This is a genomic window from Kosakonia oryziphila (genome assembly GCF_900094795.1).
Lineage (GTDB): Bacteria > Pseudomonadota > Gammaproteobacteria > Enterobacterales > Enterobacteriaceae > Kosakonia > Kosakonia oryziphila.
This window is the reverse complement of the sequence record NZ_FMBC01000003.1, coordinates 1-12,780: the sequence shown is the minus strand read 5'-3', so window position 1 is coordinate 12,780 and position 12,780 is coordinate 1. Positions and strand designations below refer to the sequence as shown.

Sequence of the window (12,780 nt, the reverse complement as noted above, 5' to 3'; positions counted from 1 at the left end):
AGTAATCCAGACGGGAGATAATGATGCGACTCTGGTTGATACGTCACGGTGAAACTGAAGCAAACGTTGCCGGGCTTTACAGCGGCCACGCCCCCACTCCGCTGACGCCAAAAGGTCTGGCGCAGGCGAAAACCCTGGGGGAATTGCTCAGCGAGGTTCCCTTTGATCATGTGCTGTGCAGCGCGCTGGAGCGGGCACAACAAACAGCGGAGCGCGTTCTTGCGCGGCGGGAAATCACCATTGAAACCACACCGTTACTGAATGAAATATTCTTCGGCGACTGGGAAATGCGCCATCACCGCGATTTGGCGCGCGAAGATCCGCAGAACTATACCGCCTGGTGCAATGACTGGCAGAATGCCATCCCAACCAATGGCGAAGGCTTTCAGGCATTTTCCGCGCGTATTGAGCAAGTTATCGCACATCTGGCCGATATTAAGCACCAGCAGAATATCCTGCTGGTCAGCCATCAGGGCGTGTTGAGCCTGTTAATCACCCGCCTGTTAAAGATGCCTGCCGCCTCGCTATGGCATTTTCGTGTCGATCAAGGGTGCTGGAGCATGATCGATATACATGAGAATTTCGCTACGCTGCGCGTGCTTAATAGCCGCGCCGTCTGGCGGGCCGACGAGTAATGGCGTGTTTTTTAACCATCCCATTCAACATGGTGATTCGGTCATTGACACACCATGCAAGGCTGCTATCCTCCGCGCGCAGAAATTGTTTTACAAAAATGGCGATGCAATCACACCTTCATGATGGGATGATGGCCCGCTTTTGAAATTGCCGGGTCAGACATTTGTCCCGACAATTGATGTAGTTCAGGTATAATGTCAGGCCGTTCATTAACAGTACATTTTTCACTCACCCAGGGGGAACACTTGCAGGGTAAAGCACTCCAGGATTTTGTTATCGACAAAATTGATGACCTGAAAGGTCAGGACATCGTTGCGATTGACGTACAGGGCAAATCAAGCATCACCGATTGCATGATTATCTGTACCGGCACTTCCACTCGTCATGTGATTTCCATAGCAGATCATGTGGTTCAGGAATCCCGCGCAGCCGGTCTGATGCCGCTGGGTGTCGAAGGCGAAAGCGCCGCCGACTGGGTTGTGGTCGATCTGGGTGATGTCATTGTCCATGTAATGCAGGAAGAGAGCCGTCGCCTGTACGAGCTGGAAAAACTCTGGAGTTAATGCGTGAAACTGCAACTGGTCGCCGTCGGCACAAAAATGCCGGACTGGGTACAGACAGGTTTTACTGAATATCTGCGCCGTTTTCCCAAAGATATGCCGTTTGAGCTGATTGAGATCCCAGCCGGAAAGCGCGGTAAAAACGCAGATATCAAACGTATTCTCGACAAAGAGGGTGAGCAGATGCTGGCGGCTGCTGGCAAGAATCGCATCGTCACCCTTGATATCCCCGGTAAACCCTGGGATACGCCGCAGCTTGCAAATGAGCTGGAACGCTGGAAGCAGGACGGACGCGACGTCAGCCTGCTTATCGGCGGCCCGGAAGGGCTATCTCCCGCCTGCAAAGCGGCAGCAGAACAAAGTTGGTCTCTCTCTGCGCTGACGCTCCCGCACCCACTGGTGCGCGTGCTGGTAGCTGAAAGCCTGTATCGCGCATGGAGTATTACCACCAACCATCCTTACCACCGTGAGTAATGACGAGTCTTAGGTAGATTAAGCAGCGGATGAAATTACAGAATTCTTTTCGCGACTATACGGCTGAGTCCGCGCTGTTTGTACGCCGGGCGGTGGTCGCCTTTACGGGGATTTTGCTGCTTACCGGCGTGCTGATCGCTAACCTTTATAACCTGCAAATCGTCCGTTTTGCGGACTACCAGACCCGTTCTAACGAAAACCGCATCAAACTGGTTCCCATCGCGCCAAGCCGCGGCATTATCTACGATCGCAACGGCACGCCGCTGGCGCTTAATCGCACCATTTACCAGATCGAAATGATGCCGGAGAAAGTCGATAACGTGCAGCAAACGCTGGATGCCCTGCGCGACGTGGTGGACCTGACCGATGACGATATTGCCAACTTCAAAAAAGAACGCTCACGTTCGCACCGCTTCACCTCAATTCCGGTAAAAACCAACCTGACCGAAGTTCAGGTGGCGCGTTTTGCCGTTAACCAGTACCGCTTTCCCGGCGTGGAAGTAAAAGGCTACAAACGCCGCTACTACCCTTACGGCTCCGCACTGACTCATGTTATTGGCTACGTTTCGAAAATTAACGATAAAGACGTCGATCGGCTGGATAAAGAGGGCAAGCTGGCCAACTATGCCGCCACGCACGATATCGGTAAGCTGGGCATTGAGCGCTATTACGAAGATGTTCTGCACGGTCAGACCGGTTATGAAGAGGTTGAAGTTAACAACCGCGGCCGCGTGATCCGCCAGCTTAAAGAAGTGCCGCCGCAGGCCGGGCACGATATCTACCTGACGCTGGATTTAAAATTGCAGCAGTACATCGAAACACTGCTTGCCGGCAGCCGTGCGGCGGTGGTAGTCACCGATCCGCGCAACGGCAGCATTCTCGCGCTGGTATCGATGCCGAGCTACGATCCCAACCTGTTTGTCGATGGTATCTCCAGCAAAGATTATACGTCGCTGCTTAATGATCCGAACACACCATTGATCAACCGCGCCACCCAGGGGGTTTACCCTCCGGCATCAACGGTGAAACCGTATGTGGCGGTTTCCGCGCTCAGCGCCGGGGCAATCACCCGCAATACCAGCCTGTTCGATCCCGGCTGGTGGCAGTTGCCGGGCTCTGAAAAACGCTACCGCGACTGGAAAAAATGGGGTCACGGACGTCTGAACGTCACAAAAGCGCTGGAAGAATCCGCCGATACCTTCTTCTATCAGGTCGCTTATGACATGGGTATCGATCGCCTGTCAGAGTGGATGGGTAAATTTGGTTATGGCCACTATACCGGCGTCGATCTGTCGGAAGAGCGCTCCGGTAACATGCCGACGCGCGAGTGGAAACTGAAACGCTTTAAGAAACCGTGGTATCAGGGCGATACCATTCCGGTGGGAATTGGCCAGGGCTACTGGACGGCAACGCCATTGCAGATGAATAAAGCGATGATGATCCTGATTAACGACGGTATCGTCAAAGTGCCGCACCTGCTAATGAGCACAGTGGAAAATGGTCAACAGGTGCCGTGGAAACAACCTGTTGAACCCCCGGTCGGTGATATTCACTCCGGCTACTGGGAGATCGCCAAAGACGGCATGTACGGCGTGGCCAACCGCCCGAACGGGACCGGCCACAAATACTTTGCCGATGCGCCGTATAAGGTCGCAGCGAAGTCCGGTACTGCGCAGGTCTTTGGCCTGAAAGCGAATGAAACCTATAACGCGCACCGGATCGCTGAGCGCCTGCGTGACCATAAACTGATGACTGCGTTTGCGCCGTATGATAATCCGCAGGTCTCCGTCTCTATGATTCTGGAAAACGGCGGTGCAGGACCGGCTGTTGGGACCATTATGCGCCAGATCCTCGACCACATTATGCTTGGCGATAACAACACCGATTTGCCAGCGGAAAACCCCTCAACGGCAGCGGCGGAGGACCAATAATCATGACGGATAATCCGAACAAAAAATCGTTCTGGGACAAAATACATATTGATCCCACAATGTTGCTTATCATCCTCGCGCTGCTGTTTTATAGCTCGATCGTGATTTGGAGCGCCAGCGGCCAGGACATTGGCATGACCGAACGTAAAATCGGCCAGATCGCCATGGGGCTGATTATCATGGTAGTGCTGGCGCAGGTGCCGCCGCGCGTCTATGAAGGCTGGGCGCCCTATCTCTACATTTTCTGCATTATCCTGCTGGTAGCGGTGGATGCTTTCGGCGCGATCTCCAAAGGTGCGCAGCGTTGGCTCGATCTCGGCGTTGTACGTTTTCAACCTTCTGAGATCGCTAAAATCGCCGTGCCGCTGATGGTGGCGCGCTTTATTAACCGCGACGTTTGCCCGCCTTCGCTGAAAAATACCGCTATTGCGCTGGCGCTGATCTTTCTGCCAACGCTGCTGGTGGCGGCGCAGCCGGATCTGGGTACCGCGATTCTGGTGGTGCTCTCGGGGCTGTTTGTCCTGTTCCTTTCCGGTCTAAGCTGGCGGCTGATCGCTATTGCTGCGGTGCTGGTCGCGGCGTTTATTCCGGTGCTGTGGTTCTTCCTGATGCATGATTATCAGCGCCAACGTGTGATGATGTTGCTCGATCCGGAAACCGATCCGCTCGGCGCAGGCTACCATATTATTCAGTCGAAAATTGCTATCGGCTCCGGCGGTCTGAGCGGCAAAGGTTGGTTGCACGGTACGCAGTCGCAGCTGGAGTTCCTGCCCGAACGCCACACCGACTTTATCTTCGCCGTACTGGCGGAAGAGCTGGGGCTGATCGGGATTCTGATTTTGCTGGCGCTGTATGTGCTGCTGATTATGCGCGGGTTATGGATTGCCGCGCGGGCACAAACCACCTTTGGCCGTGTCATGGCTGGCGGTTTAATGTTGATTTTATTCGTTTATGTGTTCGTAAATATTGGTATGGTGAGTGGCATACTGCCGGTGGTCGGCGTACCGTTGCCACTGATCAGTTACGGCGGATCAGCTCTGATCGTACTCATGGCCGGGTTTGGTATCGTTATGTCGATCCATACTCACAGGAAAATGTTGTCTAAGAACGTTTAAGAGGTGCGCAATGCGTAAGCAATGGCTGGGGATCTGCATAGCAGCAGGGTTACTGGCAGCATGTTCAAATGATGATGGTCAGCAGCAGACGACCGTAGCGCCTCAACCTGCGGTGTGTACTGGTCCTGTTGTTGAGATCAGCGGCGCGGAGCCTCATTACGAAGCACCGAATGCCACGGCAAATCAGGATTATGAGCGCGACGGCAAGAGCTACAAAATCGTTAAGGATCCTTCCCGTTTCAGCCAGGCCGGTTTCGCCGCCATTTATGATGCTGAGCCGGGCAGCAATCTGACCGCTTCCGGCGAAGCGTTCGATCCAATGCAACTGACGGCAGCCCATCCGACGCTGCCGATCCCAAGCTACGCACGTATCACCAACCTGGCAAATGGCCGCATGATTGTTGTTCGCATTAACGATCGTGGACCATATGGCAACGACCGAGTGATCTCGTTATCGCGCGCGGCAGCGGACCGCCTGAACACGTCGAATAACACCAAAGTGCGTATCGACCCGATTATCGTCGCTCAGGATGGTTCACTCTCCGGGCCGGGCATGGCCTGTACTAAAGTCGCGCAGCAAACCTATGTGCTGCCCGCGCGTCCCGATCTCGGCGACGGTTCGGGCAGTGTCTCTTCCGCACCGCAGCCTGTACAGCCGCAGGGCAACGTTCAGGCCATCAGTAACGATACGCTAAAAAGCAGCGATGCCACTGGCGCGCCGGTAAGTAGCGGCGGCTTCCTCGGTGCACCGACACCGCTCCCCAGCGGCGTGCTGGAAGGCAGTGAACCAGCGCAACCGATCGCAACGGCGACCACGACGCCAGTCGCGCAAACCACCACGCCGGTAACGCAAACCGTGATGCCAGCAACCCGCACTTCGCCAGTTACGGCGCCGGGATCTGTCCAGGGGCGCGTACAAAGTTCCGTCACCGCCAGCAGCGCAACAGCAGCCTCCAGCAGCGGCTATATGGTGCAGGTCGGCGCCGTCAGCGATCAGACTCGCGCACAGCAGTATCAGCAGCGCCTGGCCCAGCAGTTCTCTGTACCGGGCCGCGTGACGCAGAACGGTGCGGTATGGCGCGTTCAGCTTGGGCCATTCAGCACTAAAGCAGACGCCAGCGCACTGCAGCAGCGGTTGCAAAATGAAGCGCAATTACAGTCTTTTATCACTGGCGCGCAGTAATTGGGTAAGGTGTCTGACTTTGTCAGCTTATGTAAGCAGCATTAACAAAGTCATGCTTAAAGTCGGATGCCTGCCGATATAGCTTTTGCTATAGTAAGGCACTTTTTTTAACTCCATCACGGATGTCGTTGTTCGACCATGAAGACCACTTTTTCCGTTCGTTTTGTGCAGCGCCTGGCGCTCACCACCGCGCTGACTGCAGCGTCTCTTACCGTCGCCCATGCTGATGATCTGAATATCAAAACCATGATCCCAGGCGTTCCGCAGATTGACGCGGAATCTTACATCCTGATCGATTACAACTCCGGTAAAGTGCTGGCGGAACAGAACGCCGACGCACGCCGTGATCCGGCGAGTCTGACCAAAATGATGACCAGCTATGTCATCGGCCAGGCGATGAAAGCGGGCAAGTTTAAAGACAGCGATTTGGTGACTATCGGTAAGGATGCATGGGCGACCGGCAACCCGGTATTCCGTGGCTCTTCGCTAATGTTCCTGAAACCTGGCATGCAGGTGCCGGTTTCTCAGTTGATTCGTGGTATCAACCTGCAATCCGGCAACGACGCCTGTGTAGCAATGGCCGATTATGTTGCGGGCAGCCAGGATGCTTTCGTCGGCCTGATGAACAGCTATGTGAATGCGCTCGGTTTGCAGAACAGCCACTTCCAGACGGTTCACGGCCTGGACGCTGATGGCCAGTACAGCTCCGCACGCGATATGGCGCTGATTGGCCAGGCATTAATCCGCGACGTACCGAACGAATACTCCATCTATAAAGAAAAAGAATTTACCTTTAACGGCATCCGCCAGACCAACCGTAATGGTTTGCTGTGGGATAACAGCCTGAACGTGGACGGTATCAAAACCGGCCATACCGAAAAAGCGGGTTATAACCTGGTGGCTTCGGCAACGGAAGGTCAGATGCGCCTGATCTCTGCCGTAATGGGTGGTCGTACCTTTAAAGGCCGCGAAACCGAAAGCAAAAAACTGCTAACCTGGGGCTTCCGCTTCTTTGAAACCGTCAGTCCGCTGAAAGCCGGTAAAGAGTTTGCTTCTGAGCCAGCCTGGTTTGGCAACAGCGATCGCGCATCGTTGGGCGTTGATAAAGACGTTTACCTGACCATTCCACGTGGCCGCATGAAAGATCTGAAAGCCAGCTATGTGTTGAACACCAGCGAACTGCATGCACCGCTGCAAAAAAATCAGGTTGTTGGTTCCATTAACTTCCAGTTAGATGGCAAAACCATTGAGCAGCGCCCGCTGGTGGTGTTGCAGGAGATACCGGAAGGCAATTTCTTCGGCAAAGTCATTGATTACATTAAATTGATGTTCCATCACTGGTTCGGTTAAAAATTGAGCACTTGAAAGTGTGATTTCCGTCCCCATATACTTAGCATCTCAGAAAAACTCCTGCCCATCCGGCAGGAGTTATTATTTTTTACGCCGGAGCTGACATGAAAACCAATCTCAAAGAACTGCTTGAATTCCCGACACCCTTTACTTACAAAGTGATGGGTCTGGCGAAGCCAGAGCTGGTTGATCTGGTGGTTGAAGTGGTGCAGCGCCACGCGCCTGGTGATTACTCCCCGCAGGTAAAACCGAGCAGCAAAGGCAATTACCACTCGGTATCCATCACCATCACCGCCACCCATATTGAGCAAGTTGAAACGTTGTACGAAGAACTCGGCAACATTGAAATTGTGCGTATGGTTCTGTAATCGTTTGGCGTTACCCGGAAACATTCGGGTAACGTCTTTGCTGTGATATACTCCCCTCACTCTTTTCTCCGCCGGAGATGCCGTTTTGTCTCAGGACACCATTCTTATCCGCAATCTGGGCCTGCAACCTTACGAGCCAGTGTCCCAACAAATGCATGACTTCACAGATACCCGCGACGATACAACGCCTGATGAAATCTGGCTGGTAGAGCACTACCCGGTGTTTACTCAGGGGCAGGCCGGTAAAGCTGAACACGTTCTGGCACCCGGAGATATTCCGGTCATCCAGAGCGACCGCGGCGGCCAGGTGACCTATCACGGCCCAGGCCAGCAAGTGATGTACGTGCTAATCAACCTGAAACGCCGTAAAATTGGTGTGCGTGAGCTTGTTACGTTGCTGGAAAATACGGTTATCAACACGCTGGCGACGCAGGGAATCAATGCACAAGCGCGCGCTGATGCACCGGGCGTTTATGTACAGGGGAAGAAGATCTGTTCGCTGGGTTTGCGTATCCGTAAAGGTTGCTCATTTCACGGGCTGGCATTAAATATCGACATGGATCTGACACCGTTTATGCGCATCAATCCCTGTGGCTATGCCGGAATGGAAATGACGCAGGTCAGCCAACTGACGGAAAATACTGGGGTGGATAACCTAAGGCCAATTCTTGTTCAGCAATTTTTAGCGTTACTAAACAATCCGCGCCATCAATATATGGGTGCTTAATATATCATGTATTTCGACCCGCATTTTGTGCGGGTCGTTATTTAACTGGCATGTTAGCGCTTTACAACAGATGCCTTCTTCTCTATTTTCAACCTACCTGCCTTGTCTGGCAAATATACATTACGGTGCTATTCCGGCTTCGTATGCGTGCTTCAGGCCAGCAATTTTGAGCGCAATGTTCGCATCACGATGAAAAAATTACGTAATGATGATGCATGACAGGATGTTAACTCAAATTAATAATCAACTAGAAAAACAAATTCAACTATCATTCATGTTGCGAATGATTATGGAGCACAAGCGTGGATAATAATAACCTACAGGAAAAGCGAATAACCGTTTGCCCTGAAGAAGATAAGCCGCAAATCTTCCGGACGCTGCGCAATATTGATCTCAACTTACTGACAATTTTTGAGGCAGTATATGTCCATAAAGGAATCGTCAACGCGGCAAAAGTGCTTAGCCTCACGCCTTCTGCTATTAGCCAATCGATTCAGAAACTGCGCTTAATATTTCCAGATCCGCTTTTTATTCGTAAAGGTCAGGGCGTTACACCGACCGCCTATGCCACACATTTGCATGAATATATCAGCCAGGGGCTGGAGTCGATTCTTGGCGCGTTGGATCTTACCGGTAGCTACGACAAACAACGAACCATTACGATTGGCACGCCGCCGTCGATCGGCGCATTAGTTATTCCGATCCTCTTTCAGGCTATTAAAGCGCAAACGCCGCATCTGATGATGCGTAATATCCCGGTAAACGACGCAGAAAGCCAGCTTAGTCAGTTCCAGACGGATTTGATTATTGATACGCATATTGCCAGTTCGCGCACACTCAATCATCACGTGTTGTATAGCGACCGGATGATGCTGGTGTGTCGTAAAGGGCATCCTTGTCTGAATGAGCCGATCAACGAAGTAGTATTGCAAAAGTATGAGCACACACTGCTCATGATGGAAGGGCAAAAACTGAGTGGGCTGCGTCAGCGTGTGCAGGATCTCTTTCCGGAACGTCAGGTGAGTTTTAGCAGTTACAATGTGTTTACTATTGCAGCACTGATCGGCAACAGCGATCTGCTCGGCCTGATGCCGAGACGTTTGTTCAAACTCTTCAGTAATTGCTGGCCACTGGTCGAAATCGATTTTCCGCCGATTAGCAGTGAACGGTTCGATATCTCACTGTATTACAATAAATTGAGTTTGCGCGATCCTGTGCTGGAGAATGTCATCAATGTTATCCGACGGGCTTTTTAACGCCCGTTCTCCCCTGGTGAAAGTGCTAACACTTGCTGGGCATTAGGCACAAAACAACAACTATTTTACAAATTGCTCCCGCTGTCAGGCTGCTTTCTACTCGCCAATAATGGTATACTGCGCGCACGTTAATTCAAAAATAGTTGATAAATACAACATTCACTTGAATTGAAATACTTACTTCGTTATCCGCAACTGGAACACGCACGCTATGAGTAAACCCATTGTGATGGAACGCGGTGTTAAGTACCGCGATGCCGATAAAATGGCGCTTATCCCGGTTAAAAACGTGGCAATCGAGCGCGAAGCTCTGCTGAGAAAACCGGAATGGATGAAAATCAAACTCCCGGCAGATTCTTCCCGTATCCAGGGGATCAAAGCAGCCATGCGTAAAAATGGGCTGCACTCTGTGTGTGAAGAGGCATCCTGCCCGAACCTTGCTGAGTGTTTCAATCACGGAACGGCCACTTTTATGATCCTCGGTGCCATCTGCACACGTCGTTGCCCATTCTGCGATGTAGCGCACGGTCGTCCGGTGGCGCCTGACGCTAACGAACCGCAAAAACTGGCGCAGACTATTGCTGATATGGCGCTGCGTTATGTGGTCATCACTTCCGTTGACCGTGATGATTTGCGTGACGGCGGTGCACAGCATTTCGCGGACTGCATCACCGCAATCCGCGAAAAAAGTCCATCCATCAAAATTGAGACGCTGGTTCCGGACTTCCGTGGCCGTATGGATCGTGCGCTGGATATCCTCACCGCAACGCCGCCAGACGTGTTTAACCACAATCTCGAGAACGTGCCGCGTATCTATCGCCAGGTACGTCCAGGTGCCGATTACAACTGGTCACTGAAACTGCTGGAGCGTTTTAAGGAAGCGCATCCGGAGATCCCAACCAAATCCGGTTTGATGGTAGGACTTGGCGAAACGAATGCTGAAATTATCGATGTGATGCGCGATCTGCGCCGCCACGGTGTGACGATGCTGACGCTGGGGCAGTATTTACAGCCAAGCCGCCATCACCTGCCGGTTCAGCGCTATGTCAGCCCGGACGAGTTTGACGAGATGAAAGAAGAAGCGCTGGCAATGGGCTTTACCCATGCGGCGTGCGGCCCGTTTGTTCGTTCTTCCTATCACGCGGACTTGCAGGCTAAAGGTATTGAAGTGAAGTAACACCTGCTTACACTCCAGACAAAAAAACCGGCATCTACGCCGGTTTTTTTCGCCTGTCGGGGCAGTTCACTCTTTGTGAGTGAGTTTTTCTGCTGTCACTTCGTTAGCGTCTTTCTTCGCGGCATCGTCATCATTCATGGCTTTTTTGAAGCCCTTGATGGCTGCGCCCAGATCACCGCCCAACGTACGCAACTTCTTGGTTCCAAACAGCAGAACAACCAGTGCGGCCACGACCAGCAGCTTGGTAATACTAATTTCACCCATAGATACCTTCTTTCGTAAAACAGGCTGTATAAAACGTCATTATAACCTGAGTTCATTAACGGTCATCCGACGCGCGCACACAATAGCAATCTGTAACGAGATGAATCAAGTTTTGTTTAAAAAAACATCACAGGAGTTGCGGCGGCGCAAAGCGTCGGTTCTGTAAAACGGGAAGTTTCTCTCGCGTTTGCATTACGCGATCTGTCGTGACCTCAACATAAATGAGTTGTGGCGCTTCGGCAGCCGCAGCAATGGTTACACCTTGCGGATCGATAATCCGACTCTGGCCGATATTCTTGTTTCCACATTCTCCGGCTGCCACCATGTAACAAGTGGTATCCAGCGCCCGGGCAGACAGTAATGTCGCCCAGTGCTGCTCTTTTAGCGGCCCTCGCACCCATGCGGCAGGCAGAACCAGCAGTTGCGCGCCCGCCAGCGCCAGTGCCAACGCCAGTTCCGGAAAACGCAAATCATAACAGGTCATCAACCCGACCTGCATTCCACCAACCTCAATCAGCGGTGGCAGAACGCTGCCCGCATCTACCCGCGCTGACTCCTGCATATTAAATGCGTCATAGAGATGGAGCTTTGCATACTGGGCAACGATCTCCCCCTGACATAACGCCAGCAGCGTATTAACTGCCCTCCCTTGCGTGGAGGGAACATGCACCGTCAGTATGGTGGTCATCTTATTCCGGCGGCTCTCTTCAAGAAGCAGACATAGAAAGCCGCCATCCAGCCTCTGCGCCGATTTTACCGAAAGATAAGGGTCAGCATCATCCCGGGCCAGTAACGCCTCTGGCAGCACCAGCAGCGACGCCTGTTGCTGTGCCGCTTGCGCCATCAACTCGACGCAAGTTGATGCATTAGTTTCCCAGTCCGGTGTAACAGCAAACTGCCCGGCTGCAACAATCATCGTTTTCCCCTCCGCTGTGCCGCCATAGCCAGAAAGTGGTCACGGCGCTAAACTCAGCACTCTAACAAATCAAATAGCAGGATTTCACAGTGTTACAACTTCTTTTAGCGGTATTTATCGGTGGCGGTACAGGCAGCGTTGCGCGCTGGATGCTCAGTATGAGGCTAAACCCGACGCATCAGATAATTCCCCTTGGCACGTTAACCGCCAACCTGGTGGGCGCATTTATTATTGGCATGGGGCTGGCGTGGTTCAACCGAATGACGCATATCGACCCTGTGTGGAAAGTGCTGCTTACCACCGGCTTCTGTGGCGGGCTGACGACATTTTCCACCTTTTCTGCTGAAGTGGTGTTTTTGTTGCAGGAAGGTCGTGTCAGCTGGGCGTTATTGAACGTAGCGGTTAACTTGCTGGGATCGTTTGCGATGACGGCGCTGGCTTTCTGGCTCTTTTCAACCGTTAACGCAAACTGAAGAATCGGGATAGGGGCTGATCTCACGATCAGCCTCCTCCCACACCACCGTACATACGGGTCCGTATACGGCGGTTCGGTTATGTTTATCGTCGCCTGCCTATAAATCCGGTAGGCCCAGTCTGATGAACAGGCGATTGGGAAGTGCTATGCTCAGTGCCGGACTACAGCTTATCCGCCATTGCTTATGGCAACTCCCTACCGTTTGCGCTGCAAGGTCTTTGCTTACTCCCCGTCTGCGCAACTCTTTGAAGCGCTTGCTGCCCGTTTTCCACTGTTTCCACAGGACACTTCGCAACCTGCGCCTTATCCACCTGTTCAGATCTCTCATCAGCGTTTGCCACTGGTTCA

General features: G+C 52.6%; 14 protein-coding genes. 12 read left to right on the top strand and 2 right to left on the bottom strand.

Features of this window, described 5'->3' with window-relative positions; all coding sequences use genetic code 11:
• Positions 1 to 23 precede the first annotated feature (23 nt).
• The 11 genes from GA0061070_RS02110 (at position 24) to lipA (ending at position 10,777) form a co-directional block, all read left to right on the top strand.
• The gene (locus GA0061070_RS02110) at positions 24 to 635 is read left to right on the top strand and encodes an adenosylcobalamin/alpha-ribazole phosphatase (protein WP_090133253.1); all 612 of its coding nucleotides are present in this window, start codon (positions 24 to 26) and stop codon (positions 633 to 635) included.
• Between the two features lie 246 nt (positions 636 to 881).
• Entirely contained in the window at positions 882 to 1,199 is a 318-nt protein-coding gene (gene rsfS / locus GA0061070_RS02105) for a ribosome silencing factor (protein ID WP_007373852.1), read from the top strand.
• Positions 1,200 to 1,202: 3 nt separating this feature from the next.
• Positions 1,203 to 1,670 carry a 23S rRNA (pseudouridine(1915)-N(3))-methyltransferase RlmH gene (rlmH, locus tag GA0061070_RS02100; RefSeq protein WP_000776107.1) on the top strand — a complete coding sequence of 156 codons (468 nt, stop codon included), beginning with the start codon at positions 1,203 to 1,205 and terminating at the stop codon, positions 1,668 to 1,670.
• Between the two features lie 29 nt (positions 1,671 to 1,699).
• Complete coding sequence (gene mrdA / locus GA0061070_RS02095; protein WP_090133251.1) at positions 1,700 to 3,601, top strand: peptidoglycan DD-transpeptidase MrdA; 1,902 nt, start codon at positions 1,700 to 1,702, stop codon at positions 3,599 to 3,601.
• 2 nt (positions 3,602 to 3,603) lie between these two features.
• Entirely contained in the window at positions 3,604 to 4,716 is a 1,113-nt protein-coding gene (mrdB, locus tag GA0061070_RS02090) for a peptidoglycan glycosyltransferase MrdB (RefSeq protein WP_090133249.1), read from the top strand.
• Positions 4,717 to 4,726: 10 nt separating this feature from the next.
• Positions 4,727 to 5,899, top strand: a complete 1,173-nt coding sequence (gene rlpA, locus GA0061070_RS02085; protein ID WP_090133246.1) for an endolytic peptidoglycan transglycosylase RlpA — start codon at positions 4,727 to 4,729, stop codon at positions 5,897 to 5,899.
• A gap of 138 nt (positions 5,900 to 6,037) precedes the next feature.
• Complete coding sequence (gene dacA, locus GA0061070_RS02080) at positions 6,038 to 7,249, top strand: D-alanyl-D-alanine carboxypeptidase DacA (protein ID WP_090133244.1); 1,212 nt, start codon at positions 6,038 to 6,040, stop codon at positions 7,247 to 7,249.
• 104 nt (positions 7,250 to 7,353) lie between these two features.
• Complete coding sequence (gene ybeD, locus GA0061070_RS02075; RefSeq protein WP_007373847.1) at positions 7,354 to 7,617, top strand: DUF493 family protein YbeD; 264 nt, start codon at positions 7,354 to 7,356, stop codon at positions 7,615 to 7,617.
• 85 nt (positions 7,618 to 7,702) lie between these two features.
• Entirely contained in the window at positions 7,703 to 8,344 is a 642-nt protein-coding gene (lipB, locus tag GA0061070_RS02070; protein WP_090133242.1) for a lipoyl(octanoyl) transferase LipB, read from the top strand.
• Between the two features lie 302 nt (positions 8,345 to 8,646).
• Positions 8,647 to 9,600, top strand: coding sequence for a YbeF family transcriptional regulator (locus tag GA0061070_RS02065; protein ID WP_090133240.1), 954 nt, complete (start codon positions 8,647 to 8,649; stop codon positions 9,598 to 9,600).
• Between the two features lie 211 nt (positions 9,601 to 9,811).
• Positions 9,812 to 10,777, top strand: a complete 966-nt coding sequence (gene lipA, locus GA0061070_RS02060; RefSeq protein WP_090118864.1) for a lipoyl synthase — start codon at positions 9,812 to 9,814, stop codon at positions 10,775 to 10,777.
• Between the two features lie 66 nt (positions 10,778 to 10,843).
• Here lipA and tatE read toward each other — a convergent pair whose 3' ends face one another.
• Positions 10,844 to 11,041 carry a twin-arginine translocase subunit TatE gene (gene tatE, locus GA0061070_RS02055; protein ID WP_090133238.1) on the bottom strand — a complete coding sequence of 66 codons (198 nt, stop codon included), beginning with the start codon at positions 11,039 to 11,041 and terminating at the stop codon, positions 10,844 to 10,846.
• Between the two features lie 127 nt (positions 11,042 to 11,168).
• Positions 11,169 to 11,957: a deaminated glutathione amidase gene (locus GA0061070_RS02050; protein WP_090133236.1), complete on the bottom strand. Its 789-nt coding sequence runs from the start codon at positions 11,955 to 11,957 to the stop codon at positions 11,169 to 11,171.
• An 89-nt stretch (positions 11,958 to 12,046) separates the two neighbouring features.
• Between GA0061070_RS02050 and crcB the strand changes: the two genes are divergently transcribed.
• Positions 12,047 to 12,430 (top strand): fluoride efflux transporter CrcB, encoded by a 384-nt coding sequence (crcB, locus tag GA0061070_RS02045; protein ID WP_090133234.1) that lies wholly within the window; start codon positions 12,047 to 12,049, stop codon positions 12,428 to 12,430.
• Positions 12,431 to 12,780: the final 350 nt, after the last annotated feature.